Origin of the sequence: Pseudomonas sp. Z3-6 (genome assembly GCF_051131985.1) — a bacterium.
Taxonomy (GTDB): Bacteria; Pseudomonadota; Gammaproteobacteria; order Pseudomonadales; family Pseudomonadaceae; genus Aquipseudomonas; species Aquipseudomonas zanjanensis.
Genome location: NZ_CP071644.1, coordinates 4,661,350 through 4,686,687, shown reverse-complemented (window position 1 = coordinate 4,686,687; position 25,338 = coordinate 4,661,350). Strand labels below are relative to the sequence as shown.

General features: G+C 62.1%; 23 protein-coding genes. 17 read left to right on the top strand and 6 right to left on the bottom strand.

Features of this window, described 5'->3' with window-relative positions:
- The first annotated feature begins 116 nt into the window (after positions 1–116).
- The 6 genes from J3P88_RS20210 (at position 117) to J3P88_RS20185 (ending at position 5,600) form a co-directional block, all read left to right on the top strand.
- Positions 117–617: a ferritin-like domain-containing protein gene (locus tag J3P88_RS20210; RefSeq protein ID WP_434571227.1), complete on the top strand. Its 501-nt coding sequence runs from the start codon at positions 117–119 to the stop codon at positions 615–617.
- 338 nt (positions 618–955) lie between these two features.
- Positions 956–1,609 (top strand): hypothetical protein, encoded by a 654-nt coding sequence (locus J3P88_RS20205; RefSeq protein WP_434571225.1) that lies wholly within the window; start codon positions 956–958, stop codon positions 1,607–1,609.
- Positions 1,609–2,040, top strand: coding sequence for a phage holin family protein (locus J3P88_RS20200; protein WP_186710499.1), 432 nt, complete (start codon positions 1,609–1,611; stop codon positions 2,038–2,040). Before J3P88_RS20205 ends, J3P88_RS20200 begins: the two co-directional genes overlap by 1 nt.
- Entirely contained in the window at positions 2,037–2,846 is an 810-nt protein-coding gene (locus tag J3P88_RS20195) for a DUF3618 domain-containing protein (RefSeq protein ID WP_434571223.1), read from the top strand. The genes J3P88_RS20200 and J3P88_RS20195 overlap by 4 nt, the downstream gene beginning before the upstream one ends.
- A 115-nt stretch (positions 2,847–2,961) precedes the next feature.
- The gene (locus tag J3P88_RS20190; RefSeq protein WP_434571221.1) at positions 2,962–4,368 is read left to right on the top strand and encodes a saccharopine dehydrogenase C-terminal domain-containing protein; all 1,407 of its coding nucleotides are present in this window, start codon (positions 2,962–2,964) and stop codon (positions 4,366–4,368) included.
- 212 nt (positions 4,369–4,580) lie between these two features.
- Positions 4,581–5,600, top strand: a complete 1,020-nt coding sequence (locus tag J3P88_RS20185; RefSeq protein ID WP_434571219.1) for a hypothetical protein — start codon at positions 4,581–4,583, stop codon at positions 5,598–5,600.
- A gap of 9 nt (positions 5,601–5,609) precedes the next feature.
- Here J3P88_RS20185 and J3P88_RS20180 read toward each other — a convergent pair whose 3' ends face one another.
- A complete protein-coding gene (locus tag J3P88_RS20180) occupies positions 5,610–5,804 on the bottom strand; it encodes a hypothetical protein (RefSeq protein ID WP_053123348.1) in 195 nt (64 codons plus the stop codon).
- 322 nt (positions 5,805–6,126) lie between these two features.
- Here J3P88_RS20180 and glsB point away from each other — a divergent pair, with 322 nt between their 5' ends.
- Positions 6,127–7,035, top strand: a complete 909-nt coding sequence (glsB, locus tag J3P88_RS20175) for a glutaminase B (protein WP_186710491.1) — start codon at positions 6,127–6,129, stop codon at positions 7,033–7,035.
- A 62-nt stretch (positions 7,036–7,097) separates the two neighbouring features.
- Here glsB and J3P88_RS20170 read toward each other — a convergent pair whose 3' ends face one another.
- Together J3P88_RS20170 and J3P88_RS20165 are read right to left on the bottom strand one after the other, a co-directional pair.
- On the bottom strand, positions 7,098–7,427 hold the full coding sequence (locus J3P88_RS20170) for a hypothetical protein (protein ID WP_186710489.1): 330 nt from the start codon (positions 7,425–7,427) through the stop codon (positions 7,098–7,100).
- Positions 7,428–8,099: 672 nt separating this feature from the next.
- A complete protein-coding gene (locus tag J3P88_RS20165) occupies positions 8,100–10,046 on the bottom strand; it encodes a DNA topoisomerase III (protein WP_434571217.1) in 1,947 nt (648 codons plus the stop codon).
- A 240-nt stretch (positions 10,047–10,286) separates the two neighbouring features.
- Between J3P88_RS20165 and J3P88_RS20160 the strand changes: the two genes are divergently transcribed.
- From J3P88_RS20160 to J3P88_RS20145, 4 genes are all read left to right on the top strand, one after another.
- The gene (locus J3P88_RS20160; protein WP_411385145.1) at positions 10,287–10,694 is read left to right on the top strand and encodes a response regulator; all 408 of its coding nucleotides are present in this window, start codon (positions 10,287–10,289) and stop codon (positions 10,692–10,694) included.
- A 102-nt stretch (positions 10,695–10,796) separates the two neighbouring features.
- Positions 10,797–11,318 carry a sigma-70 family RNA polymerase sigma factor gene (locus J3P88_RS20155; protein ID WP_053184044.1) on the top strand — a complete coding sequence of 174 codons (522 nt, stop codon included), beginning with the start codon at positions 10,797–10,799 and terminating at the stop codon, positions 11,316–11,318.
- Positions 11,315–12,274, top strand: coding sequence for a FecR domain-containing protein (locus J3P88_RS20150; RefSeq protein ID WP_434571215.1), 960 nt, complete (start codon positions 11,315–11,317; stop codon positions 12,272–12,274). Before J3P88_RS20155 ends, J3P88_RS20150 begins: the two co-directional genes overlap by 4 nt.
- A 96-nt stretch (positions 12,275–12,370) precedes the next feature.
- On the top strand, positions 12,371–14,848 hold the full coding sequence (locus J3P88_RS20145; protein WP_434571213.1) for a TonB-dependent siderophore receptor: 2,478 nt from the start codon (positions 12,371–12,373) through the stop codon (positions 14,846–14,848).
- Positions 14,849–14,891: 43 nt separating this feature from the next.
- Here the strand turns inward: J3P88_RS20145 and J3P88_RS20140 are convergent, their stop codons facing one another.
- On the bottom strand, positions 14,892–16,514 hold the full coding sequence (locus tag J3P88_RS20140) for an MFS transporter (protein WP_434571211.1): 1,623 nt from the start codon (positions 16,512–16,514) through the stop codon (positions 14,892–14,894).
- A 205-nt stretch (positions 16,515–16,719) separates the two neighbouring features.
- On the bottom strand, positions 16,720–18,363 hold the full coding sequence (locus J3P88_RS20135; protein ID WP_434571209.1) for a GMC family oxidoreductase: 1,644 nt from the start codon (positions 18,361–18,363) through the stop codon (positions 16,720–16,722).
- Positions 18,364–18,493: 130 nt separating this feature from the next.
- Between J3P88_RS20135 and J3P88_RS20130 the strand changes: the two genes are divergently transcribed.
- The 3 genes from J3P88_RS20130 to J3P88_RS20120 all read left to right on the top strand — a co-directional run bounded on the left by J3P88_RS20130 (position 18,494) and on the right by J3P88_RS20120 (position 21,485).
- Complete coding sequence (locus J3P88_RS20130; RefSeq protein ID WP_186710588.1) at positions 18,494–19,378, top strand: LysR family transcriptional regulator; 885 nt, start codon at positions 18,494–18,496, stop codon at positions 19,376–19,378.
- A 320-nt stretch (positions 19,379–19,698) separates the two neighbouring features.
- Positions 19,699–20,070, top strand: coding sequence for a c-type cytochrome (locus J3P88_RS20125; protein ID WP_434571207.1), 372 nt, complete (start codon positions 19,699–19,701; stop codon positions 20,068–20,070).
- A gap of 116 nt (positions 20,071–20,186) precedes the next feature.
- Positions 20,187–21,485 carry a D-arabinono-1,4-lactone oxidase gene (locus J3P88_RS20120; RefSeq protein ID WP_434576566.1) on the top strand — a complete coding sequence of 433 codons (1,299 nt, stop codon included), beginning with the start codon at positions 20,187–20,189 and terminating at the stop codon, positions 21,483–21,485.
- 247 nt (positions 21,486–21,732) lie between these two features.
- Here J3P88_RS20120 and J3P88_RS20115 read toward each other — a convergent pair whose 3' ends face one another.
- Positions 21,733–22,677 carry a SphA family protein gene (locus tag J3P88_RS20115; RefSeq protein WP_186710591.1) on the bottom strand — a complete coding sequence of 315 codons (945 nt, stop codon included), beginning with the start codon at positions 22,675–22,677 and terminating at the stop codon, positions 21,733–21,735.
- 207 nt (positions 22,678–22,884) lie between these two features.
- Between J3P88_RS20115 and J3P88_RS20110 the strand changes: the two genes are divergently transcribed.
- The 3 genes from J3P88_RS20110 (at position 22,885) to J3P88_RS20100 (ending at position 25,317) form a co-directional block, all read left to right on the top strand.
- Complete coding sequence (locus tag J3P88_RS20110; RefSeq protein WP_186730888.1) at positions 22,885–23,928, top strand: AraC family transcriptional regulator; 1,044 nt, start codon at positions 22,885–22,887, stop codon at positions 23,926–23,928.
- A gap of 250 nt (positions 23,929–24,178) precedes the next feature.
- The gene (locus tag J3P88_RS20105; RefSeq protein WP_186710593.1) at positions 24,179–25,063 is read left to right on the top strand and encodes a DUF2242 domain-containing protein; all 885 of its coding nucleotides are present in this window, start codon (positions 24,179–24,181) and stop codon (positions 25,061–25,063) included.
- A 119-nt stretch (positions 25,064–25,182) separates the two neighbouring features.
- A complete protein-coding gene (locus tag J3P88_RS20100) occupies positions 25,183–25,317 on the top strand; it encodes a hypothetical protein (protein WP_264083855.1) in 135 nt (44 codons plus the stop codon).
- The last annotated feature ends 21 nt before the right edge of the window (positions 25,318–25,338 follow it).

Genomic DNA, 25,338 nt, shown 5'->3' with positions numbered 1-25,338 from the left:
TTTCTGGAACATCCGAAATTTCCCCTGGGTCAGTGTTGATGACAGGTGAAGCCGCCTCTGCCGGCTTCACCCCATCAACCTTTCGAGGCTCGCCTTCTGAACAGAGGAAGATTGAAATGGCCAGAAAAACCGTGACAGACCTGTTCATCCACGAACTGTCCGATGTCTACAGTGCTGAAAAACAGATCACCCGTGCCTTGCCGCGCATGGCTCGGGCCACCACCAACCCTTTGCTCGCACAAGCCTTTCACGATCACCTTGAGGAAACCCAAGGCCAGATTGAGCGCATCGATACCCTCGTCGAAGTGGCGGCGATCAAGCTCAAGCGCATGAAATGCATCGCCATGGAAGGACTGGTGGAAGAGTCCAAGGAGCTGATCGAGGAAATCGAAAAAGGCGCGGTGCTCGATGCGGGTTTGATCGGCGCGGCGCAGAAAGTCGAGCACTACGAAATCGCCAGTTACGGCACCTTGATCGCCATGGCCAAGCACCTGAAGCTGGGCGATGAAGTGGTCGGCCTGCTGTTGGCGACCCTCAAGGAAGAAAAAGCCACCGACGAGAAACTCTCGAAGATTGCCGAGCAGGGCGGCAACCAGGCGGCGACGATGGAGTCCTGAGTTCGACGTCGCGTTTTTGTGGCGAGGGAGCTTGCTCCCGCTGGACTGCGCAGCAGTCCCAGGTTTTGGGGTTGAACGCAGAAATTCTTGGGGCTGCTTCGCACCCCAGCGGGAGCAAGCTCCCTCGCCACAGGTCTACGTGAATCGGGCATCAGTGCCCATTTTTTTTGCCGTAAAAACCCATCAAGCGGCTTCAACGACCACACAGCGTCCAGCCTTCAAACTCGTTGGAACTAGCCCGCATCGCGTCCCGTCATTTGTTCTGAGAGGCACTTATCCAGGCATCGCTTAGCGACTGCCTGTTGTTGAGTTTTTCATCACGGAGGCGATGGACAGACATGACTATCCCGGACAACAACCCCGAGCGACAAAGCGGCACTTCAAGCCAAGGTCGGCCTGAGGAATCCCTGAACCACATCAAGGAGGACGTGAACGAAGCGATCGGCAGCGCTCGCGAGAAGGCCGATGCGCATTTCGGCCAATACCGCGATACCGCGGCGGACCAGATCGATGCCTTGGCGCGTGGCGCCAAATCCGCCATGTCGGAGCTCGAAGCCAACGACACCCTCGGCTTATCCCATTATCTGGCGGACATGGCCGATTGCATGAGCGGCCTGGCCGGCAAATTGCGCAACAAGAGTGCCGAACAGTTGCTGCATGACGGTTCTTGCCTGGCGCGGGACAACCCCGGTCTGTTCCTCGCCGGCAGCATCGCGGTGGGCTTTGGGCTGTCGCGATTCCTCAAGGCCGGTGCCTCGCCGGTCGCCACCGAGGCCGACGAACCCGCCGCCGGCCATTCAAACCCACCCGCCGGAGGATTCGGCGCCCAGCGGCCTTTTGAATCGACCCCTGATCCCATCGGCCCCGGTGCCGCTACCCGCAGCGGCCTGGCTACCGGTGTCACCCCGACCTCACCGAGTGTTCAGGACCATCCCAGTGATTCAGCCACCGGCTCGCTGCCGGGTTCGGCCAATACCAGAGGAGAATTGTGATGAACCGACCAGACCCGGATATGCAGCGTACCGCCAGCGCCTCGACGCCCGAAAGCGATGCCTCGGTCATGGGGTTGCTCAGGCAATTGACCCACGAAGTCCCCTCGCTCTTCACCAAGGAATTGGCGCTGGCCAAGGCTGAATTCCAGGCGAGCCTCAACACGCTCAAGGCGGGCATTGCTGCGGTGGCCGGTGGCGCCATGGTGCTCATGGCCGGCTTCATCATCCTGTTGATGGCGGTGGTGTATGGCCTGAGTACGATGATGGCGCCCTGGCTGGCCGCGCTGATCGTCGGCGTCGTGGTCATGATCATTGGTTTTGTCATGGTCCAGTCGGGCAAGAAACAGTTCGAACCGTCCCACTTCAAGCCTGACCGAACGCTCGATGCCTTGAACAAAGATCAGGAAGCCCTGCGGAGGAAAGCCTCATGAAGGATGAATTCAAAACCGAATCCGAAAAGAGCCCAGAGACCATCGAGCGCGAAATCGACGAGCAGCGCGCCCATATCAGCCATATCGTCGACGCCTTGGGCAGCAAGTTCACGCCAGGGCAAATGCTGGATCAGGCCCTGGGGCTCGTGAAGGGAAATGGCGCCGAGTTTTTCGGCAACCTGGGCACTACGGTGCGCAACAACCCGGTACCCACCGTGTTGACCACGGTTGGCTTGTGCTGGCTGATGCTCGGCCAGAACCATCCGCCGCGGGTCGGTTATCGCGTCGGGCCGGACCAGGATTCCAGCGGTTGGAGCGAAGGGCTTGCCGGTGGCCTGGACAGTGCCCGGGAACACCTGCACAGCAGCAGTGATTCATTGCGCGAAGGCTTTCACCATCTCAAGGACAAAGCTGCGCACCTGGCGGACGACGTGGGCGCCAGCGCCCGGCATGCCCGGCACAGCGCTCATCAGGCGGGCGAGCGCATGGCCCAAGGGTCGCAGCACTTGGGCGATGAGTTCAGCCGTCTGCTCAAAGAGCAGCCGTTGATGATGGCGGCGGCGGGTATCGCCCTCGGGGCGATGCTGGGCGCGGCGTTGCCCAGCACCTCTACCGAACAGCGAACGATGGGCAAGACCAGCGCCGACCTGGCCGACAAGGTCAAGCGCACTGCGCGGGAGGGTTATGAAACGGTGCGCGATACGGTGAGCAAAACCACCGAACACCGTGACGAGCCCGCCGTCACGCCGGCCAACGGGCGGGCCCACTCCGGCGCGGATATGTCCGGCGGGCTGGGCACTTCGTAGGCGCACGCGAGGTGCGGCGCAGGGCGATCTGCGCCGCACCTGTCAACCTTGACAGTAGCCTCGATCACCGTTCGGTTATTTCATGGGCCGTACACCCTTCTCAAGGAGGCAGCACATGAAACGTCAGATCCCGTTCACCGGCCGTCTGATCTTCATCGGCTTCGGCTCCATCGCCCGGGCCACGTTGCCCTTGCTGCTGGGGCAGGATCACGTCGAGATCAAGCAGATCACCGTCATCGCACCGGTGATCGACCACAACATCTGGTTCAAGGAGCGGGGAATCCGTTTTATCCCCAAGGCCCTGACCCGAAAAACCTATGCACAAATCCTCGATCGCTTCGTCAAGCGTGGTGATTTCATCGTCAACCTGTCCGTCGAGGTCAGCTCCCTGGACCTCATGGCGTACGCGTTCGAGAAGGGCGCGCTGTACCTCGACACCTGCGTCGAGCCGTGGGCGGGAGGCTACGAGGATCCGCACCTGGACCTTTCCCATCGGACCAATTACGCATTGCGCTATCAAGTGCTGGGCCTGCGCAAAAAACTGGGCAGAGGCCCGACGGCAGTGGTGGCCCATGGCGCCAATCCCGGTTTGATCACCCATTTGCTCAAGGCCGGGCTGGTTGAACTGGCGACGCAATTGAAGCAGCCGCTGCCGCAAAAACCGGGCGGTGTGGACTGGGCCAGGCTGAGCATGGCGTTGGGGATCAAGGTCATTCATTTTGCCGAGCGCGACAGCCAACGCTCCCAGCGTCCCAAGGAAGACGACGAGTTCGTCAACACCTGGTCGGTGGAGGGGTTCATCAGCGAGGGCCGTCAGCCGGCCGAGTTGGGGTGGGGGTCCCATGAACGGACTTGGCCAGCGGCTGCCCGGCGTCATGGTTTCGGGAGCCGCAACGCGATCTATCTGGAACGCCCGAGCGCCAGCGTCTTGATCAAGACCTGGACGCCGGTGGGCGGGCCGTGCCTGGGGCTGATGATCACCCACCACGAAACCGCTTCGACGGCCGATTTGCTGACCGTGAAGGACCAGCGCAAGTTGGTGTATCGACCGACCCTGCATTACGCCTATCACCCCTGCAACGATGCATGGCTTTCTGTCCATGAGCTGATCGGTCGTGGCTGGGAAACCCAGGCCCGGCAGCGGATCCTCAACGGCGAAATCGACCCCGGTGGGGTGGATGCCTTGGGGGTCTTGTTGATGGGGCATGAAATGAACGCCTACTGGTTTGGTTCGGTGTTGAGCATTGACGAGGCGAGGGCCCTGGTGCCCTTCAATAACGCCACCAGCCTGCAAGTGGCGGCCGGTGTCATGGCGGGAATCGTCTGGGCCATTGAACATCCGGATCGTGGCATCGTCGAGCCGGAACAAATGGACTATGAATGCGTGCTGGAAGTCGCCCGGCCTTACCTGGGGACGTTGGTGGGCAAGTGCACCGATTGGACGCCGACCGGTGCCCTTCACAAGGCTCGCGGGGATGGTGCGGCCGATGATTGGCAATTCGAGCATTTCACCCGGTTCTGAATGAGCGGCTGAGCGACACCAATCCCCTGTGGGAGCGAGCCTGCTCGCGATAGCGGTGGTTCAGTTACAAGAATGTTGACTGACACGACGCCATCGCGAGCAGGCTCGCTCCCACAGGGAACCGCGGTGTATTTGGCGTGTTTGGGCCGGATCCCTGTTCATCGCGACCTATACTCACCCCCATGGATTACAGGAATCCGGGGGGCGCGACTTTGCGGCGTTCGCTGATGTTGGCCGTTGTGCTCGTTCTGGCGGGGTGCGCCACGCCACAGCGCGGTCCACCGGTTGCCACGGTGATGATTGCCCAGGACACCTGGCGACAGGTAGACCAGCAGATCATCGCGGCGTCGAAGAGCGCCCTCGAACAGGCGGCCGTCTATGCACGCGGGTCGATGGAGCATTGGCGCGTGTTGGTGTATGAACGCACCGAGGCTGAATTCATCCCTTGGTTCAGCAGCTACTGGACCCAGGAATGGCTGGCGGTGAAGGTCAGTTGGTACGCGGCCAGTGCCGAGGGCGAGGCGGATTCTTCGGCCAAGCGCCTGGCGGTTTACCTGCAGGAGCAATATCGCGAGCAGGTGCTGGCGCCGGTGGCGGTGGAAATCGATCCCGAGGCGATCAGGGCCAACGCGACGGGCTACTACATCCGTCAGCTCAATCAACAGGCCCAGGTCATCGCCCAGCGGCATCGAATCCCGAACGAGCTGATGAACCGACGCCTGCATGGCATCCCTGCCATCCGCCTGGGTCCGCCGGCGGCGCGTGATGCTTCGTTGTACGAGATGGTTCACGCCGAGCCGCTGAACACCTTGCCGGCCTATGCGGCCCTGATCGATCACGTCAACAAGGCTGCAAGCACCGGGGCCGGGCCATCGGAGGCGGTGATCGCAACGGTGGCGCAACGCACCAGCGAAAAAATCGAGGCCCAGTTTGCCACGCGTGGGGCGACCGGTGCGGCGGCGGCCGTGGCCGGGAAGGCGGCCGGGGCGTTGATCTCGGTGGGCGTGGCGGGTATTCGCGCGATCATCCACGAGGGTGAGCGGCCGGATATGGAGGCGCAGATCCGCAAGAGCCTGAGCGCGGCGTTCGACGAAGCCTGGTTCAAGTCACTCAAGCATCCCCTCAGCGGAGTGATGGCACCGGTGTATTACCTGGACGAGGAAATCAAAGGCAACCTGGTGGAGGCGGACCTGGCCAATCGAGCGGTGGTCTTGCCGGACCTCAAGCCATGACGGGCCGACTCATTCCGAGCCGAGGGTGACGCGACAACCCTTGCGATGGCGGATCTGTTCGTCCGATGGACGCTCCTTGATGAACTCGAAGCGCGGTTCGCCTTCGCTGTAGATCACCAGCCAGCCCCATTCCAGTTCGCTTTCATCCTGCCCGGGCTGGGGCGGCGAGGCCCACCAGGGTTCTTTTTGCATGATCTGACGCATCGTCTACTCCTGCCGATTGATCCTTTGAACTATAGACCGCTCGATTCGACGACCAGCGTCACTGAAAGCGCTTGCATTCATTGCGGCGAACACGGCTGTTGTGGCGAGGGAGCTTGCTCCCGCTGGGGCGCGTAGCGGCCCTGATCCATCCACTCGGTCCGTCAGGTTGCAGCGATCATCGATGGGGCTGTTTCACAGCCCAGCGGGAGCAAGCTCCCTCGCCACGTTTTTTCCTCGCAACTCAGTGTGCTCTGACCCCGCCCACCAGCGTCTAGCGTCTGTATCCCCGCACTCGAACGGGGAATGACTGGACCCCGCGCATATGCAAGCACTGTTGAACGAGATCCTCGATGCGGTTCGCCCCCTGATCGGTCAGGGCAAGGTCGCAGACTACATTCCTGCCCTGGGCACCGTGGTGCCCAATCAGTTGGGCATTGCCGTGTACGGCAATGATGGCGAGTTGTATTACGCCGGCGACGCTGAAACAGCGTTTTCAGTGCAGAGTATTTCCAAGGTGTTCAGCCTGGTGCAGGCCATCGGGCATTCCGGCGAAGCGATCTGGGAGCGCCTGGGCCATGAGCCCTCCGGCCAGCCTTTCAACTCCCTGGTGCAATTGGAATTCGAGCGCGGCCGCCCGCGGAACCCGTTCATCAATGCCGGCGCGTTGGTGATCTGCGATATCAACCAGTCCCGCTTCGCCGCGCCAGCGCTGTCGATGCGCGATTTCGTGCGCCGCCTGTCGGGTAACCCACAGGTGATGGTGGACGGCAAGGTCGCCGAGTCGGAGTACCAGCACCGCGCCCGCAACGCGGCGATGGCGTATCTGATGCAATCGTTCGGCAACTTCCACAATGACGTGGAAGCGGTGCTGCGCAGTTATTTCAGCCACTGCGCCCTGCGGATGAGCTGCATCGACCTGGCGCGGGCGTTCTGCTTCCTGGCCAACGACGGGTTCTGCAAACACAGCGGCGAACAGATCCTCAGCGCCCGGCAGACCCAACAGGTCAATTCCATCATGGCCACCAGCGGTCTGTACGATGAAGCCGGCAATTTCGCTTATCGCGTCGGCCTGCCGGGCAAGAGTGGTGTCGGTGGCGGGATAGTCGCCGTGGTGCCGGGCCGGTTCACCGTCTGCGTCTGGTCGCCGGAACTCAACGCCGCCGGCAACTCCCTGGCCGGCATGGCGGCGCTGGAGATGATGAGCCAGCGCATTGGCTGGTCGGTGTTCTAGTCCCGTCTCACAAAAAAAGGGCCCGCTCCTGGTTCAGGCGCGGGCCCTTTTGTTAGGGGATTTCAGCAGAGGCGGTCGATAACCCGGACCTCGGACGTGTTCTGCATCGACTGCCAGGCCTGGGTCAGCGTTTGCAGCACGCGGCCCATGAAGTCTTTGTCAGCCGCGGCCTTCTTGCCCACGTAGCCCTGGCCACGGCGGTACATCTTCAGCCGGGCGCACAGCTCTTGCGTGTTCTTTTCGAACTCGTCTTCTTGGGTGTAGGGCGACAGGCAGTCCATACGCACCTGGCCAGTCTTGCTGATCCACAGGATATGGCTGTCCAGTGTGTCCTTGTGTGCGGCGAACATGCGAGCCAGTTCATCAATAGATGGTTGATTGTTCAGATTCATGTGTAAGCCCCTTGACCATTTGGTTGATCTGTCTGGTGGTTCGCAAAAAACTTCGCTACTCGGTAAGTGCCTGCCTGCTACCGAAACCAGGCCGTCAGCGTTCGTCCGTCTGACTTCGACGGTGTCGTGCATCGGTTGTGTAGTGTTATCGAAGGGCTGCTACGCAAATGCGCTACAACGAAGAGAAACAGCGAAGAATCTCAGGCAGTGTCAACTTTCGAGGGTCGACCACGCGCGTCATGAGGATCTTCGCTAGCGTTTCTCGTCCTCGTTACCGGACGGTCATGCCAGGTCAGCACCTTCAATCTGCCTTGTGGGCAGTCCTTTATCCAAAAAACAGCTCGGCGGTCAGACGAGCTTGCTCAAACAGTTGCCTGTACTCCCGATCGGGGAGACGTCTGCATCATGCAAGGGCAAATCGGAGGCGTCAACGGTTTTGTAGTGATTATTTTTGGTCACTACATATTGTCGGACAAAACGGTTTGGGTATGAAAAACGGTTGCGAGTGATCACCTGTGGCGAGGGAGCTTGCTCCCGCTGGGCTGCGTAGCAGCCCTAAAAACCTGTCGGTGCATGAGTCAAATTGACCGAGTCGCCTGCATTGGGGTTGCTGCGCAACCCAGCGGGAGCAAGCTCCCTCGCCACAAAGGCAGCGCTTGGAATCGGCGCTGTTCAAGTGGCCTTGGCCTTGCTCGCCTTGCGCGGTGCACCGCTAGCCTTGCGCTTGGCCGGCTTGCGCTTGTTTTTCCACGGTGTTGCGCCACGCCCGGCGGGGCTGGCCGGGCCGCTGATGGTCAGGCTCATGCCCTGGCAGCGGGCGACGTGCTTGCTCATCCAGGCGGCTTGCCGGGTGACGAATTCTTCCAGGCTCATTTCTCCGCTTTGCACCATGTCCAGGGCTTGTTCCCAAATAGCGGTGGTGCCTGGGTCGGCGATGGCTCGGGGCACGGCGTCGATGAGGCTGAAGGCCGCCGGGGTGGCGGACAGGGCCTTGCCGTTTTTCACCAGGTAACCGCGGTCGAGCAGCCCTTGGATGATCGAGGCCCGGGTCGCTTCGGTGCCGATGCCGGTGGTGTCCTTGAGCTTCTGCTTGAGCAACGGGTCTTCCACCAGCTTGGCGACGTTCTTCATCGCCTTGATCAGGTCGCCTTCGGTGAAGGGCTTGGGTGGCTGGGTCCAGAGGTCCTTGGGTTTCACCTCGTCCACCGCGCAATCGCGACCTTCGGCCAATGCCGGCAGGACCTGCGGCGCCGGTGCTTCACGGCCCCTGGCCGGCGCCAGTGCTTCGGGCAGGGCGCGTTTCCAGCCGGGCTCGACGATCTGCTTGCCCACGGCACGCAGCGCCTGGCCGGCACAGTCGAAGTCGGCCTGGGTCCGGTCGTATTCGTGGTTGGGCAGGAACTGCGCCAGGTAGCGCGCGCGAATCAGCGTATAGACCGCGCGCTGCTTGCCGGCGAGTTTGTCCAGGTTCCTGGCGGCGGCGGTGGGAATAATGCCGTGGTGGGCGCTGACCTTGGCGTCGTTCCAGGCCCGGGACTTGCGCTGCGCCTGCAAATGCTCGCGCAGTGGCGCGAGGCTGGGGTCGGCCTGGGCAAGGGCGGCCAGGATGGCCGGTGCTTCGCTGTGCTGGCTCAAGGGCAGGAAACCGCAATCGCTGCGCGGGTAGGTGATGAGCTTGTAGGTCTCGTAGAGCGACTGGGCGATGTCCAGGGTTTCCTGGGCGCCGAGGCCGAGCTTCTTCGAGCAGACTTCCTGCAGGGTGCCCAGGTCGAAGGGTAACGGCGCCGCTTCGCGCAGGCGCTCGGTACGTACTTTCAGCGTCCGGGCGGTGGCGGCGTTGCTCATGGCCTGGGCGGCATCCCGGGCCAGCGCCTGGTTCAGGCAGCGCTCCTGGTCGTCGCAGGCATCCGGGTCGGCGCGCCACTGGGCGGTAAACGCCGTGCCGTCGTGGCTGAGCTGCACGTCGATGGCCCAATAGGCGACGGGCACGAAGTTGGCGATGCTGCGGTCCCGGTCCACCACCAGTCGCAGCGTCGGTGTCTGCACGCGACCGACCGGCAACACGCCCTGGTAGCCGGACTGGCGCCCCAGTAAGGTGAACAGGCGACTCATGTTCATGCCGATCAGCCAGTCGGCCCGGGAGCGACCCAGGGCCGAGTGATACAGGTTGAAGGTTTCGACCCCCGGCTTAAGGGCGGCCAGGGCCTTGCGGATCGACGCTTCGTCCAGGGCCGACAACCATAACCGCCGGATCGGCCCGCGATAACGGCAATGTTCCACCAGCTCCCGGGCGATCATTTCGCCCTCACGGTCGGCGTCGGTGGCGATCACCAGTTCTTTCGCTTCCCCCAACAGGCGCTTGACCGCCTTGTACTGGCTGGCGGTTTTCGGCTTGACGGTCATTTTCCATTGCGCCGGCACGATGGGCAGGTCGGCCAGGACCCAGCGCTTGTAGCGCGCGTCGTAGGCATCGGGTGGAGCGGTTTCCAGCAGGTGGCCGATGCACCAGGTGACCGTGATGCCCGGGCCCAGCCAGCAACCGTCGCCACGGCGCGTGGCACCGAGTACGGCGGCGATGTCCTTGGCCTGGGACGGTTTTTCACACAGGTACAGCTGCATAGCGCCCTTTTCCTGAAGCAGATTTCATGGGCTTGTAGCATGGTCACGGATGCGCGCCAGAGCAAGTTTTATCTGTATGGATATACAGATATAAGCGTTGCGCTGCGTTGCCAAGGTGGCTGGCGTGACATTCGGCGGTCGGTTGGCACGCAGAATGAATTTCTCTAAAGGGTATCGCTCATAACTTCAAGGCGGTTGAAGCCGCAAAGCAGGTTTACGAGGTCAAGGAGAGTCACTTTCATGAATTCGATGCCAAATGGCGACGGCCAGGCGACTACACGTTTGATTCTCGTTGTGGAAGATGATCCAACCATTCTGGAGTTCCTCTGTGAAATCCTCGAGGAAGAAGGGTTCGTCGTGGAGCCTCGGGAAAGCGCCGATGCGGCGTTGACGTTCCTCGAAGAAAGCGCCCACTACGTCGACCTGCTGCTTACGGATATCACCATGCCCGGCAAGATCGACGGTGCGGACCTGGCCAACCTCACGGGGGATCGCTGGCCGCAGATCCCGCTGCTGATCATGTCCGGTTTCGAGACGCCGGAAAGCGCCGGAATCAAGCACCACGCCTCGTTCATTGCCAAGCCTTGGGCGTTGGGACAGATGTTGGACCTGGTGGAGAGCACGGTGAAAAATCACTCGATCAACTGAGTGATTCCAGCGAGGGGGAGTGTCCGTGCACGTTTGGGTTGCAAGCGACGATGGTGTCTATGACAATGCGAGTCATTATCAGTCGCGAATTATTCCATTGCCATGCCCGCCAACGATCTGTCCCTACGCAGTGCTGTCGACGTTCTGTACAGTGATCATCACAGTTGGCTCCAGGGCTGGCTGCGCAAGCGCTTGGGCAATGCCTTCGATGCGGCTGACCTGACCCAGGATACGTTTGTGCGGGTCATCAAGGCGCGCACGGCGCTGGATATCCGCGAGCCGCGCCCGTACCTGTCGATGATCGCCAAAGGGCTGTTGATCGACCTGTTTCGCCGCCGCTCGCTGGAACAATCCTACCTCGAAGCATTGGCCGCCATGCCGCAAGAGCAGCACCCCTCGCTGGAAGAGCAGGCGATCCTGCTCCAGGCTTTGATGGAGATCGATCGTCTGCTCCTGGGATTGGGGCCGCGTGTCAGGCAGGCGTTCATCCTGTCGCAGTTCGATGGGCTGACCTATCCGCAAATTGCCGAGCGCCTGGGCGTCAGCGTCCGCACGGTCAACAATCACATGGCCAAGGCCATGGAGCATTGCTGCCTCATGCAAATTCAATTGCAGCTTTCATGAACCTGCCGCCCGAAGAATTGCAAGCCATCCGTGTGGCGGCACGGTGGTACGCCCGGCTCAATTCCGGGATTAGCACCGACGCGGACCGGGCCGATTGGCGCGCCTGGCTGGCTGCCGATCCGTTGCATGGCCAGGCCTGGCAGCGCATGGCCGCGGTGGCCGAGCAAATGGCGAATGTGCCGGGCGTCCTGGCGGCACCGACCTTGAGCGACACCCACCAGCGCTCCCGCCGCCAAGTGTTGCGCAGCGCCTTGCTGCTGACATCCGCTGGCGGCCTGGGTTGGTTGAGCTGGCGCAGCCAGGCCACGCAGAACCTGTTTTGCGATTACCGCACGGCGGTGGGCGAGCGTCGCGAGTTCCAGTTGGCCGATGGCAGCACGCTCATGCTCAACACCGACACCTCGATCAATGTTCGTTTCGACGGACAGCAGCGACGCCTGGAACTGTTGCGGGGTGAGGTGCTCGTGACGACGGCGGTCGATCCCTTGCGCCGTCCGTTCAAGGTGGTCACGGGGCTGGCCGAGGTGCTGGCCCTGGGCACGCGTTTCATTGTCCGTAGCCAGGCGCGGGGCGGTGAAGTGGCGGTGCTGGAGAAAGCGGTCGAGGTGAGCCTGCCAGCACGTGGAGCAAGGATGCGCGTCGAGGCCGGCCAGCGCCTGGATTTCAATGAGCGTTCGTTAGGGACGCTACGCGGCAACGATGTGTCGGTAGGGGCCTGGCAGAAGGGAAGCATTATCGCCATTGACCGTCCCCTGGCGGCGCTGCTGGACGAACTGTCGCGTTACCGTCCCGGCGTGCTGCGTTGGGATCCGGCGATTGGCGACTTGAAGGTGTCCGGTGTATTTCCCGTCGATGACACTGATCTCGCCCTGGCCGCGCTGGAAAGTGGCTTTTCGTTGCGGGTGACCCGCTACAGCCGATTCTGGGTCCAGGTCGCCGGTGGCGATCGGCGCTGATGCTGCGTAATAAAAAAACCAGCCCTTGCACTTTTCATCCTCATCGTTCGGCTCTTCCTCAGTGAGTTTTTATCGATCGTTTGAGGGAGGGGAAATATGACGTGGGTGAGTGCGCCAGGCCGTCTGGTGTTTGCAGTGAAAATCGGCTTGCTGGCGGTCACGACCGCTGGCGCCATGGCCGTGAATGCAAGCCCGGTTGCAGCGGCTGAGGCGCAGCAGAGTGCGGTGCAGGCCTACGATATCGGCGCCGGCCGCCTGGTGGATGTGCTGACCCGTTTTTCCAGCGCCGCCGGCGTTGCCCTTTCGTTTGATGCTCGGCAACTCGAAGGTTTGCAATCGCCCGGCCTGAAAGGTTCTTTCGGCGTGGGCGAGGGCTTTGCCCGCATTCTTGGCGGTAGTGGCCTGCAAGCCGAGCCCCAGGCCAACGGCACGTACCTGCTGCGCCGGCTGCCTGCCAACGGTTCGGTCATGGAACTGGGCGCTACCCGCATCGATGCACAGCGGCTCGGGGCGACCACCGAGCAGAGCAATTCCTACACGACGGGGGCGGTCACCATCAGCAAGGGCGAGCACTCCCTGCGCGAAACGCCGCAGTCGGTGACGGTGATCACCCGCAAGATGCTCGATGACCAGAACCTCAATACCATCGAACAAGTCATGGAGAAGACGCCTGGCATCACCGTCTACGACTCGACCATGGGCGGCAAGTATTTCTATTCCCGCGGGTTCCGCATGTCTGGCCAGTATCAATACGACGGCGTTCCGCTGGACATGGGCAACAGCTATGTCCAGGCCGACAGTTTCAGCAGCGACATGGCTTATTACGACCGTGTCGAAGTCCTGCGCGGCGCCGCCGGGATGATGAAGGGGGCGGGCGGTACGTCCGGCGGCGTCAACTTCGTGCGTAAACGCGGCCAGACCACGGCCCAGACCGAACTCAGCCTGTCCGGTGGCACCTGGGACAACTACCGTGGGCAAGTCGATACCGGTGGCCCGTTGAATGACTCCGGCACCGTGCGGGGCAGGGCGGTGATCGCCGAGCAGAGCCGGCATTATTTCTACGACGATGCCCGGCGCAAGGACCAGATCTACTACGGCGCCCTGGACTTCGACCTGTCGCCCGACACGACGCTCGGCCTGGGTGTTGCCTATGAAGACGTCGATGCAAGCCCCTGCTGGGGCGGGCTGCCGCGCTACCGGGACGGCAGCGACCTGAAACTCAGCCGCTCCACCTGCCTGGACCCGTCGTGGAACACCTGGCGTAGCCAGCGGACCACGGTGTTCGGTGATATCGCCCATCACCTCAATGACGATTGGGCCGTGAAGGTCGCCGGGGTCTATACCAAAAATACCCAGGACATCAAATACGCCTTTGCATCGGGCTCGGTGGCGCCCGGTACCTCGACCACCAACATGCTGGGCAGCATGTACGACTATGACCAGGTCGATTACGGCCTCGACGCCTACCTGGACGGCAAGTTCGACGCCCTGGGGCAACAACATGAGTTGATCGTCGGTTTCAACGCCAGCCGCTCGGACAAGGATGACTTCTTCTCGGTGGCACTGCTGCCCCGGAAGCAGAATGTGTTCGAGCCAGATCGGCATATTCCCGAACCGGACGACAGTTACTTCATCGAAAACTCGACGCGCGGTGGACCGGTCAAGACCCTGACCGAGCAGCACGGCATGTATTCGACCCTGCGGCTGAAACTGGCGGACCCGTTGACGTTTGTCGTCGGCAGCCGGGTGAGCTGGTACAGCTCCAAGACCGATTCGGAGTTCCTCACCGGCGGTTCGGAGCACGCCAAGAGCACGGAGACGGGCCAAGTCACGCCGTTTACCGCCGTGTTGCTGGACCTCAACGAGCACCTGACGGCCTATGCCAGCTATTCGGATATCTTCACGCCCCAGGGCAACTACCGCTCCGAAAGCGGCTCGGCACTCAAGCCCCTGGTGGGCGAGAGTTATGAGCTGGGGATCAAGGGCGAGTGGTTCGAGGGACGCCTGAACAGTGCCTTCAACCTGTTCCGCACAGTGCAGAAAGACCAGGCCCAGACGGACTACGCCTCCAGCTGTGCGTCCTCGGACGGTTACTGCTATGAGAACGCCGGCAAGGTGCGCGCCCAGGGTTTCGAAGCCGAGATCAGCGGTGAAGTCATCGAGCGCCTGCAATTGCTGGCCGGCTACACCTACACCCAGACCCAGACCCTCGACGACATTGATACCAGCCTCAACGGCGGCTCGTTCAACAGCTACGTGCCGCGCCATGTGCTGCGCCTGTGGGGCGATTATGCCCTCGGCGGGGCATTGGAACGGTTCAGTGTCGGCGCCGGGGTCAATGCCCAAAGCGACAACTTCCGTGTATCGCCGGTCAGCGGCGAGAAGATCACCCAGGCCGGTTATGCGGTGTGGAACGGTCGCGTTGGCTACCGCATCGATGACACCTGGTCGGTGGCCCTCAATGGCAACAACCTGTTCGACAAGCGCTACTACACCACCATCGGCACCGAGGGTTTCGGCAACTATTACGGTGAGCCGCGCAACTTCACCATGACGATGAAGGCGCGCTTCTGAGGCGGTGGCGAGGGCGCCAGTGCCCTCGCCACGGTTCTGCCCCTCAGTTGGTATCCAGGTCCACGTTCTTGGTTTCCCGCAGGCAGATCATGCCCACCACCAGGCTCACCCCGGTGATCACCACCGGGTACCACAGCCCATAGAAGATATCCCCGGTGTAGACCACCAGGGCAAACGACACGGTGGGCAGGAAACCGCCGAACCAGCCGTTGCCGATGTGGTAGGGCAGGGACATGGAGGTGTAGCGGATCCGGGTCGGGAACAGTTCGACCATCAACGCCGCCAGCGGTCCGTAGCACATCGCCGAGATGATGATCAGCGCGACGATCAAGGCCACGATCATCGGGCGGTTGATCTGCTGCGCATCGGCCTGTTGCGGGTAGCCGGCCAGGGTCACCGCACCGCGCAGGGCCGCCTCGTCGTAGCCTTCGAGTTTCACGTCACCGACGCTGATCTGCACCGTGCTGCCGGCCGGGGCCGCGACGCTGCTGTAGGGCAGGCCTTGCTTGACCAGGAAGGTCTTGACCTTGTCGCAAGGGCTGTCGAAACGCGCCTTGCCCACCGGGTCGAACTGGAAGGTGCAGGTGGCCGGGTCGGCGATCACGGTGATGGGGGCCTGGCGGCTCGCCAGGTCGATGGCCGGGTTGGCGTAGTGGGCCAAGGTCTTGAAGATCGGGAAGTACAGGGCCGTCGCCAGCAGCAGTCCGATCATCAGCACCGGTTTGCGCCCGACCTTGTCCGACAGCCAGCCGAAAAAGATGAAGAACGGTGCGCCGATCACCACGCTGACAATCAGCAGGCTATTGGCGAGGGCCGGGTCCATCTTGAGGAATTGGGTGAGGAAAAACAGCACATAGAATTGCGCGGCGTAGAAGGTCACCGCTTGCCCGGCGTTGATGCTGAACAGGGCGATCAGCACCACTTTGAGGTTTTCCCATTTGCCGAAGGATTCGCGAATCGGCGCCTTGCAGCACTTGCCTTCCTCTTTCATTTTCAGGAAGGCCGGCGACTCATGCAGGCTCAGGCGAATCCAGGTGGAGATGCCCAGCAGCAGGATCGACAGCAGGAAAGGAATGCGCCAGCCCCAGACTTCGAACTGATCACCGGTGAAGTAGCGGCAACCCAAAACCACCAGCAGCGACAGCAGCAGCCCGAGGGTGGCCGTGGACTGAATCCAACTGGTATGAAAACCGCGCTTGCCCATTGGCGCATGCTCGGCGACATAAGTCGCCGCGCCACCGTACTCACCGCCCAGGGCCAGGCCCTGGAGCATGCGCAACACCACCAGGATGATCGGCGCGGCGATGCCGATGCTGGCGTAGTTGGGCAGCAGGCCGACGCAGAAGGTCGCCAGGCCCATGAGCACGATGGTGGCCAGGAACGTGTACTTGCGCCCGATCATGTCCCCCAACCGACCGAACACCAGGGCCCCGAACGGCCGCACGATGAAACCGGCGGCGAAGGCCATCAGGGCGAAAATGAACGCGGTGGTGTCGTTGACCCCGGCAAAGAACTGCTTGCTGATCACCGCCGCCAGGGCGCCGTAGAGGAAAAAGTCGTACCACTCGAACACCGTCCCCAGGGACGAGGCGAAGATGACTTTCTGGGTTTCCTGGCTGGTGCCGGCGCTGCGCGTGGCTTCCAGGGGCTGAACATGCTCGGACATAGCGGTATCCCTCACAGTGATTGTTTTTGTTGTTCCACTGCGACGCCGGGGTGGCGTCTCCTGATTTGACACGTTCCTTTTGCTTGCACATTTCCCTGTGGGAGCGGGCTTGCTCGCGAAGGCGGTGTGTCAGCTAACGATGATGTCGACTGGCACACCGCCTTCGCGAGCAAGCCCGCTCCCACAGGTAGGACTCTGTTGTTTTTCAGACCGTGGCAGGCTCCTTTTGCGGCGTGGTGATTCGGGTGTCTGCCTCGAGCATCATCTGCGCCGCCTTCTCGGCAATCATCAGCGTCGGCGAGCAGGTATTGCCCGAGGTGATGCGCGGCATGATCGAGGCATCGGCGATGCGCAGGCCCTTGATGCCGTGCACGCGCAGTTGCGCATCCACCACGGCGTCGCCGTCCTGGCCCATGCGGCATGTGCCGACCGGGTGAAAAATCGTCGTGCCGATGCGGGCGGCGGCCTGGTGCAGTTCCTCTTCGGTCTGCAGGCTGGGGCCCGGCAGGTATTCCACCGGTTTGAACGCGCTCAGGGCCGGTGCCGCGACGATGCGTCGGGTCAGGCGGATGGCGTCGGCGGCGACTCGCAAGTCTTCGGGGTGACTCAGGTAATTGGGCTGGATCAGCGGCGCCTCGTGTGGGTCGGCCGAACGAATGTCCACCCGGCCACGGCTTTGCGGGCGCAGGTCGCAGACCGACGCGGTGAACGCCGGGAAGCTGTGCAGCGGTTCGCCGAAGCGTTCCAGGGACAGCGGTTGCACGTGGTATTCGAGGTTGGCCGAACTCTGCTCCGGGCCCGAGCGGGCGAACGCGCCGAGTTGACTGGGGGCCATGGACAGCGGGCCGCTGCGGTCGTACAGGTAGCGCAGGCCCATGCCCATCTTGCCCCACAGGCTCCCGGCGATCTGGTTCAGGGTGCGGGCGTTTTCCAACTGGTAGATCAGCCGCAGTTGCAGGTGGTCCTGCAAGTTGCCGCCGACACCGGGCAACTCATGGGTCACGCCGATGCCCAGGCGTTGCAGCAAGCTGCGCGGGCCGATCCCGGAGCGTTGCAGGATCCCCGGCGAACCCACGGCGCCAGCGCACAGGACGATTTCCTTGCGGGCCTTGAAGGTCATGCCCTTGCCTTGCCAGCGAGCGCTGACGGCATGGGCGCGGTCGTCACGCAGCAACACCCGGTCGACCTCGACGTCGGTCAATACAGTGAGGTTGGCGCGTTGGCGAATCGGCTTGAGAAACGCCTTGGCCGCGTTCCAGCGCACTCCGGCTTTCTGATTGACCTGGAAATAGCCACAGCCTTCATTGTCGCCGCTGTTGAAATCATCGACGCTGGGAATGCCGCTCTGCTCGGCGGCGCTGCGGAAGGCATCGAGAATCGGCCATGACAGGCGCTGGCGTTCGACTCGCCACTCGCCGCCGTCACCGTGGAATTCAGACGCGCCGGCAAAGTGGTTTTCGCTCTGGCGGAACAGCGGCAGGACGTCTTTCCAGGCCCAGCCGGGATTGCCTGCGGCGGCCCAGCCGTCGTAATCGGCAGCCTGGCCGCGCATGTAGATCATGCCGTTGATGGAGGAACAACCGCCCAGGACCTTGCCGCGCGGGTAGCTCAGGGCGCGGCCTTGCAGGCCCGGTTGCGCTTCGGTCTTGAAGCACCAGTCGGTGCGTGGATTGCCGATGCAGAACAGGTAGCCGACCGGAATGTGAATCCATGGATAATTGTCGCGCCCACCGGCTTCGAGCAGCAGGACCCGGTGTTGCGGGTTGGCCGAAAGCCGATTGGCCAGCAAGCACCCGGCAGGGCCGGCGCCCACGATCACGTAATCGTATTCATCGACGACAGGTTGCATTCGCGACCTCATTCTTGTTGTTGTGAGAGCCATCCTAGTTGTTAGTTTTCGTCAAAAGAATGTTAGTTTTTGCGCAGCCGCTGTGCGTTTATAAACAGTCCCGCCTTCAGGCGCGTTCAAGGATCGCCCCATGTTCGACTGGAATGACCTGCGCTATTTCCTGGAGCTGCAACGCAGCGGGCGTTTGTTGACGGCTGCCCGACGGCTGAACACCACCCACGCCACGGTGGCCCGGCACATCGAGGCCATCGAGAAAAGCCTCGGCACTGCGCTGTTCGTCCAGCATGCCCAGGGCTATGAACTGACCCCGGCCGGCGAGACATTGCTCAAGCACGCCGAAGCCATGGAGAACGTGGCGTTGCTGGCCCAGGAGGACATCACCCAGTCCAGCGCACCCCTGGGCAAGATCCGCCTGGGAGTGACCGAAGGTCTGGGCATCATGTTCCTGGCTAGTCGCATGGACGGGCTGTTCCAGCGCTACCCGGGGCTGGAGGTGGAGCTGGTGGCGGTGCCGCGCTTTGTCAGCATCCTCAACCGTGAGGCGGAAATCAGCATCCACCTCGAACGCCCGGCGGCCGACCTGTTGGTGACCCGCAAACTCACCGACTACAGCCTGGCGCTGTACGCCAGCCAGGCCTACCTGGATCGCTCGCCAGCACTGCGCAGCCGCGAGGACCTGGGCCGCCATGCCTGGATCGGTTATGTCGACGATCTGCTGTTCAGCCAGGAACTGATGTTCCTCAACAGTTTTTGCCGCAACCCTCGGGTGGTGTTTCACAGCACCAGCGTTATCGCCCAGCAACAGGCCGCGCGCTCGGGCCTGGGGATCGCCGTGTTGCCGTGCTACATGGCCAGCGGCGACCCGACGCTGGTGCCGCTGCTGCCGGACGAAACCATCCGCCGCAGCTACTGGATCAGCACCCGTCGCGAACTGCACAAATCCGTACGCCTGCGGGTGTTGTGGGATTACGTGGTGCAGTTGTGCGAGCGCGAGCAGGGGTTGTTGTTGCCCTGAGCACGCAATATCCCTGTGGCGAGCCTCTATGTGGAACAAGGCTCTGTGGAGGCAAGGTTCTGTGGGCTCTGTGGGAGCAAGGCTTGCCCGCGATGAAGAACACACGGTCTATCTGGAACCGAGTCGCCTGCTTCGCGGGCAAGCCTTGCTCCCACAGAACCCATAGAGCCCACAGATGAATCCCCTCGCCACAAAGGTCGTTGGTGCCCCGGCAACTGGCCGCCCAAGCCCCCTTTTCTGGCCCCCAATGACCTCAGCCGACGCGCTGGCGTGCCTTAGTGTTGACCCACAACAAGAAAAGCGCAGCCAAGAGGGGCCCTATGTTGGCAATCACGCCTTCAACCTTGCTTCACTCCGCCGTCATCGTGCTGTTCGGCAGCCTGCTCGCCGGCTGCGGCGAAGAGCCCAAGCCCCCCGCGCCGAAAGTGTTCACGGCCATGCCCAGCGATGCAGCACTGGCCCAGGTCTACGACAGCAGCTGCAAACTCTGCCACGCCAACCCCGGCGCCGGCGCGCCGTTGACCGGCGATACGAACGCCTGGGCCCCGCGGGTCGCACAGGGCGCCGAGACCCTGCTGGACCACGCGATCAACGGCTACAACGGCATGCCGCCGATGGGCCTGTGCATGCACTGTTCCGAAGAGCAGTTCCTGGCCCTGATCGCCTTCATGTCCGGCCAACACTTCCAATAATAAATACGGGTACTTTCGGCATGACGATGGACTACTCACGGCGTCGGTTGCTGCAACAGGCCGGCGTTGTCGCCGCCTTTACCGCACTGGGCAGCCAGGGCGCCCTGGCCGAGCTGATGCGCGCGCCTCGCTTGATCCCGTGGCGCAACTGGTCCGGTGCGCAGAGTTGCCTGCCGGCGGCGCGCCTGGCCCCCAAGGACCTCGACGAACTGGTGCAGGTGGTGCGCCGCGCCGAAGGGCGGATTCGGCCGGTGGGTTCCGGGCATTCCTTCAGCGCCCTGGTGCCCACCGACGGCACCTTGTTGTCGCTGAGTTTTTTCAGTGGCCTGCTGGACCACGACGGCGCCAGCCTGCAAGCCGAGTTCGGCGGCGGCACGCCCATGTCCCGCATGGGCCCGGCGCTCAAGGCCATCGGCCAGGCACTGCCGAACATGGCCGACGTCGATTACCAGACCTTGGCCGGTGCCATCGCCACCTCGACCCATGGCACTGGCAAGGCCTTTGGCTCATACGCCTCCCAAGTGGTCGGCCTGCAACTGGTGACGGCCAGCGGCGAGGTCCTCGATTGTGATGCCCTGCGTCATCCCGAGGTGTTCCAGGCCGGCCGGGTGTCCCTTGGCGCGCTGGGGCTGGTGACCCGCGTGCGGTTACAAAACCGCGCGGCTTATCGCTTGCGCGAGCACCAGTGGGTGGCGAAAACCGAGGAGTTGCTCGAGGACGTGCACACCAACATCCGGGACAACCAGCACTGGGAAATGCAAGTCGTCACCCATTCCGACTATGCGCTGTCGATCACCCTGAACGAAACCACCGATCCGGCCACGCCGCCGATCAGTCCCGAGGAGGAGGGCGGCAACGAGTTCGTCTCCCTGATCGAAAACCTCGACAAGTACGGTAGCGATTTTCCAGCGGTCCGGCGCGCGCTGCTCAACAGCCTGCGGCTGGTGGCCGAGTTCGATGACCGCGTCGGTGATTCCCATGACATCTACGCCAACGCCCGCACCGTGCGCTTCAACGAAATGGAATATTCAGTCCCGGCCGAACACGGTCCGGCGTGCCTGCGGGAAATCCTCGCGCTGATCCGCGACAAGGACCTGCGCACCTGGTTTCCCATCGAATACCGCTACGTGAAGGCCGACGACATCGCCTTGAGCATGTTCCAAGGCCGGGACAGTTGCTCAATTTCCGTGCACCAGCATTACCAGATGGACCACCACAATTTCTTCGCCGCCATCGAGCCGATCTTCTGGAAATACCAGGGCCGCCCGCATTGGGGGAAGCTGCACTCGCTGAACGCCAAGGCACTCCAGGCGTTGTACCCGCGCTGGACTGAATTCACCCAGGTGCGCCAGGTATTGGACCCTGGCGGCAAGTTTCTCAATGGGCATCTTGCCTCGATTCTGGGGGTGAGCTGAGGCTTCAAATGGCTGGTTAGCTGGTTAGCTGGTTAGCTGGTTAGCTGGTTAGCTGGTTAGCTGATTCTGTCAGGCACAAACCTTGTGGCGAGGGAGCTTGCTCCCGCTGGGCTGCGCAGCAGCCCCAAATCGGATAACCCATTTTTCCAGATAGACCACCTCAGCCGGCTACGACGGCTACGCCGCCGAGCGGGAGCAAGCTCCCTCGCCACAAAAGTCCTAAAAGCCCAACAGCCAAAAAAGCCCTTTAGAACGCAAACGGAATACTGATCTTGGCCCAGAGCATTTCGCCTTCGGTGCGGTTCTCCACTTCGAACTCCTTGGCCCAGCGGATCTCGGCGCTGGCGTACTTGAGGAAGGTCAGGTGCAGCGCCGGGCCGATGGCGAAGACCTGGCCGCGGACCCCGTCGTCCACATCCTGCCCGGCGAATTGCACGGTGCGGCCGTACTGTTTGTCGTCGGTGGTCTGCTTGAGGTAGTAGCCGTTGAGCCCCAGCCTCAGGTTGTCGGTCACCCGGTAGCTGGCGGAATAGTCGAAGTGGAAAATCTGCCCGGAACGGTAGTCGGTGTCCTTGTTCTTGCGGTTGAAGCTGTAGGTGGTCTTCATCGACACCTCGGTGTCTTCCGTGGGCAACCAGGTGAAGGAAAACAGCGGCTTGTAGGTGTAGAAATTGTTGCTGGTGTTGGCCAGTCGATCGGTGCTGTATTCGCCGGTGGGTACGGTGATTTCCACCGCCGCGGCCAAGGTCAGGTGCTTGCCCATGTCCCAAAGCACAATGGGTGAAATAGTCGTGTCGCCCATGCCTTCACGGGTGTCATGCAGGCCGAACACCGAGACTTCCTGCTTGAGCCAGGGCTGGGCGATGTAGATCCCCGCGCGTCCACCGGCCACTCGCAACGGGCTCAGGTAATCGATACGTGGGACCACTGCCGTGGATTCGATTTCGACGTCCGGCACTTCGCCGCCCAACGAACTGATGTTGAATTTCCGGGCCTTGTAATGGTTGTAGTAGAGGTTGAACGCGACCATGTGGTCGGGAAGGCTGTCGACTTCCAGCGGCAACACGAAAAAGCCATCGGTGCCAGGGCCGATGTTGTCGACCCCCGATTCGGTGGCCAAGGCGGGCAGGGCTGCGCCGCAGGCCAGGCCGAGGGTCAATTGCAAGGCGAATGTCGTGCGGGTCGGGTTCATGTGGGGGGCTCATTATTATTGTTGGAAATGCACCGGAGGTCCGAGTCATACAAATAAGCCGTTCGCCGCCGACAGGGCAGGGTATTGGCGGCCAGACAGGGGACTTGGGCGGCCAGATTTTTCTACCCCTCTATCCAGCGGCTCATGCTAACTTTATGAAATAACCGGTTACAAAAACGCCACCTAACGTGCTCCGGAACCCGCCCCATGCAGATGAAAGTCATCGACCCCACCTATGAATTGGCGCTGGTATCGCCATTTTTGCTGCAAACGTTGGCCGAGGTGGTGGCGGACAAGGGCTTCGATGCCGCCAGCCTGTGTCGCGGCCTGGGGTTCGGCCTCGATGACCTGCAAGATCCCGCCCAGCGCATTTCCTATCGCCAGGCCGTGGTCATGATCCAACGGGCACTCAAGCTGTTGCCTGACCAGGGGCTGGGGTTATGGGTGGGTGATCGCAACGTGCTCGGCACCCTCGGCCTGCTGGGGCACGTCTTGTCGCTGTGCGAAACCCTGCGCGATGCCTTCGCCCTCGGGGTTCGTTACCAGCACACCACCGGCGGCATCGCCGTGACCCGTGTCGAAGAGGCCACTGACCGGATCATGGTCGAGGCCACTTGCCGCCTGCCTTTTGCCGAGATCCAGGTGTTTGCCGTGGAAGAGTTCTTCGCCAGCCTGATGGTCTACGGCCGGGCGCTGGCGGGTCCCGATTTCAAGCCCCAGGCCGTGGAATTCATGCATGCCGCGCCGTCCTATGCCCAGGCGTACCAGCGGATCCTGGGGCCTGAGGTGCGCTTCGGTTGTCGGCACAACCGCATGCTGATCGACGTGCGCTGGCTGGACATGCGTTTGCCCAATCACCACCCGCTGGCGCTGCGCCAGGCATTGGCCTTGCTCGAGCAGGAGGCCTGCGAGGTCCACCAGAAGATCGACCTGATCCAGACCGTGGAACGGGCGATTGCCCGGGACCTGACCCGGGGCAGCCACATCGAGAAAATCGCCAGCGACCTCAACATGAGCAGCCGCACTCTGCGTCGGCGCCTGACCGAACACAGCCTGACCTTCGAGACCTTGCTCGAACAGGTGCGCCGCGGCCGCACCCTGAACCTGCTGGCCAACCCCGAGCTGTCCATCGAGCGCATCACCGAAGAGGTCGGCTACAGCGATGTGCGCAGCTTCCGCCGGGCGTTCCGGCGCTGGACCGGCATGAGCCCCAGCGCGTTTCGCAATGAGAGCGCCGACGCTCGGCTCTAAGGATATGTCCACACGGTATTTCTCAAGTCGCGTGGGCTTTCCCTAAATGAACAGAGACAGGCCGAACAACCAGGGTTTTTGTATCCGGTTGTTGCCTGGAGGCGGGTGTTCGTCGATCTACCGGATTGACATCTTTTTCCTGCAAACAACCCCCAGTAAACTCGCACTCCCCATGAAACAAGATTAGCCACGCTGCCTGGTCGCGTTCTGTTGCACAATACGCCCCGGACCGTTTCTCTCAGGATGTTCAATGTTCAAATCATTTCCCATGCGCACCGTAGGGCTTGCATTGGTGCTGGCCGCCGCAGCCGGTTGTTCGTCGAAGAAAACCGCCATCTATGAGCACGAGAACTTCGATGATTCCGGCACGTTCTCGCGCACGTATCCGGTGAGTGACGCGGCCACCTGCGAAGCCGGGCGCCGGGCGTTGCTCAGCCAGGGCTATATCATCACCAGCAGCGATCCGAAGCTGGTCAGCGGTCACAAGAGTTTCCAGCAGACCGGCGAAACCCATATGGAGATCAGTTTCAACCTGGTCTGTGCCGAAGATGGCGGTACCGGGCACCGGGCGACCATGTTCGCCAACGCCTTGCAGGACCGTTATGCCCTGAAGAAAACCAACAACTCCGCCAGCCTGGGCGTGGGCGTGCTGGGTTCGGTGTCGATGCCGATCGGCTCCTCGGATGATTCGATGGTCAAGGTCGCCAGCGAAACCGTGTCGGCGGCCAAGTTCTATGAGCGTTTCTTTGCCTTGGTAGAGCTGTTCCTGCCTCCCGAAGCGAAGAAAGCCGCCGAGAATGCCGACAAACCGAAGGCCGAGCTGGGTGTACCGGAAACCAAGGCCGAGTCGGCCGCCTTGATGCCTGCACCGACTCCAGATCCGGCTCCAGCCCCAGCGGCCGAGCCTGTTGCGCCTGCGCCTGCAGCGGCCACACCCGTCGAGGAGGCTGCGCCGGCCCCCGTCGAAACCGCTCCTGCGGTGTCGGAGCCTGTCGCACCGCCGAGCGAGCCCGCGCCGATTGCTCCTGAATCGTTCGAGTCTGCGCCGACGACAGAAACCGTGACACCGCCACCACCACCGTCCAGCTCGTTGCCGGCCCCGACCGAGCCGATCCAGCCGCTTCCGGCCTCCTGAGATCCAGTGGCAGGGAGTTACTTCCTGCCACACTTCACGCAGTAATTTCCCGACCCTGTGCTACGTTTAATTCATGAAGCCTTTGCTTCATGTTTTGTTCATAAAGCAGCTTTATGCTGATGCCAGCGCCATCAGGCATTGGTTCAACGACAGGGGAAGGACGCGTAATGGATGATTATCAGGAAGAGCTGCTGGAATACCAGGCCTACGAACTGGACCCGCTGGAACCCGCCGAAGATGCAACGGAGTTGTAACGCAGCTGCAAGCTTGAAGCT

What these genes read in the sequence shown, in the direction of transcription:
- J3P88_RS20130 (WP_186710588.1), top strand. Translation starts at nt 18,494, where the DNA reads ATGTTCGACTGGAATGACCTGCGCTATTTCCTGGAGCTGCAACGCAGC.
- J3P88_RS20110 (WP_186730888.1), top strand. Translation starts at nt 22,885, where the DNA reads ATGCAGATGAAAGTCATCGACCCCACCTATGAATTGGCGCTGGTATCG.
- J3P88_RS20100 (WP_264083855.1), top strand. Translation starts at nt 25,183, where the DNA reads ATGCCAGCGCCATCAGGCATTGGTTCAACGACAGGGGAAGGACGCGTA.
- J3P88_RS20160 (WP_411385145.1), top strand. Translation starts at nt 10,287, where the DNA reads ATGAATTCGATGCCAAATGGCGACGGCCAGGCGACTACACGTTTGATT.
- glsB (WP_186710491.1), top strand. Translation starts at nt 6,127, where the DNA reads ATGCAAGCACTGTTGAACGAGATCCTCGATGCGGTTCGCCCCCTGATC.
- J3P88_RS20190 (WP_434571221.1), top strand. Translation starts at nt 2,962, where the DNA reads ATGAAACGTCAGATCCCGTTCACCGGCCGTCTGATCTTCATCGGCTTC.
- J3P88_RS20205 (WP_434571225.1), top strand. Translation starts at nt 956, where the DNA reads ATGACTATCCCGGACAACAACCCCGAGCGACAAAGCGGCACTTCAAGC.
- J3P88_RS20210 (WP_434571227.1), top strand. Translation starts at nt 117, where the DNA reads ATGGCCAGAAAAACCGTGACAGACCTGTTCATCCACGAACTGTCCGAT.
- J3P88_RS20180 (WP_053123348.1), bottom strand. Translation starts at nt 5,804, where the DNA reads ATGCGTCAGATCATGCAAAAAGAACCCTGGTGGGCCTCGCCGCCCCAG.
- J3P88_RS20145 (WP_434571213.1), top strand. Translation starts at nt 12,371, where the DNA reads ATGACGTGGGTGAGTGCGCCAGGCCGTCTGGTGTTTGCAGTGAAAATC.
- J3P88_RS20105 (WP_186710593.1), top strand. Translation starts at nt 24,179, where the DNA reads ATGTTCAAATCATTTCCCATGCGCACCGTAGGGCTTGCATTGGTGCTG.
- J3P88_RS20125 (WP_434571207.1), top strand. Translation starts at nt 19,699, where the DNA reads ATGTTGGCAATCACGCCTTCAACCTTGCTTCACTCCGCCGTCATCGTG.
- J3P88_RS20135 (WP_434571209.1), bottom strand. Translation starts at nt 18,363, where the DNA reads ATGCAACCTGTCGTCGATGAATACGATTACGTGATCGTGGGCGCCGGC.
- J3P88_RS20140 (WP_434571211.1), bottom strand. Translation starts at nt 16,514, where the DNA reads ATGTCCGAGCATGTTCAGCCCCTGGAAGCCACGCGCAGCGCCGGCACC.
- J3P88_RS20150 (WP_434571215.1), top strand. Translation starts at nt 11,315, where the DNA reads ATGAACCTGCCGCCCGAAGAATTGCAAGCCATCCGTGTGGCGGCACGG.
- J3P88_RS20165 (WP_434571217.1), bottom strand. Translation starts at nt 10,046, where the DNA reads ATGCAGCTGTACCTGTGTGAAAAACCGTCCCAGGCCAAGGACATCGCC.
- J3P88_RS20170 (WP_186710489.1), bottom strand. Translation starts at nt 7,427, where the DNA reads ATGAATCTGAACAATCAACCATCTATTGATGAACTGGCTCGCATGTTC.
- J3P88_RS20200 (WP_186710499.1), top strand. Translation starts at nt 1,609, where the DNA reads ATGAACCGACCAGACCCGGATATGCAGCGTACCGCCAGCGCCTCGACG.
- J3P88_RS20120 (WP_434576566.1), top strand. Translation starts at nt 20,187, where the DNA reads ATGCGCGCGCCTCGCTTGATCCCGTGGCGCAACTGGTCCGGTGCGCAG.
- J3P88_RS20195 (WP_434571223.1), top strand. Translation starts at nt 2,037, where the DNA reads ATGAAGGATGAATTCAAAACCGAATCCGAAAAGAGCCCAGAGACCATC.
- J3P88_RS20155 (WP_053184044.1), top strand. Translation starts at nt 10,797, where the DNA reads ATGCCCGCCAACGATCTGTCCCTACGCAGTGCTGTCGACGTTCTGTAC.
- J3P88_RS20115 (WP_186710591.1), bottom strand. Translation starts at nt 22,677, where the DNA reads ATGAACCCGACCCGCACGACATTCGCCTTGCAATTGACCCTCGGCCTG.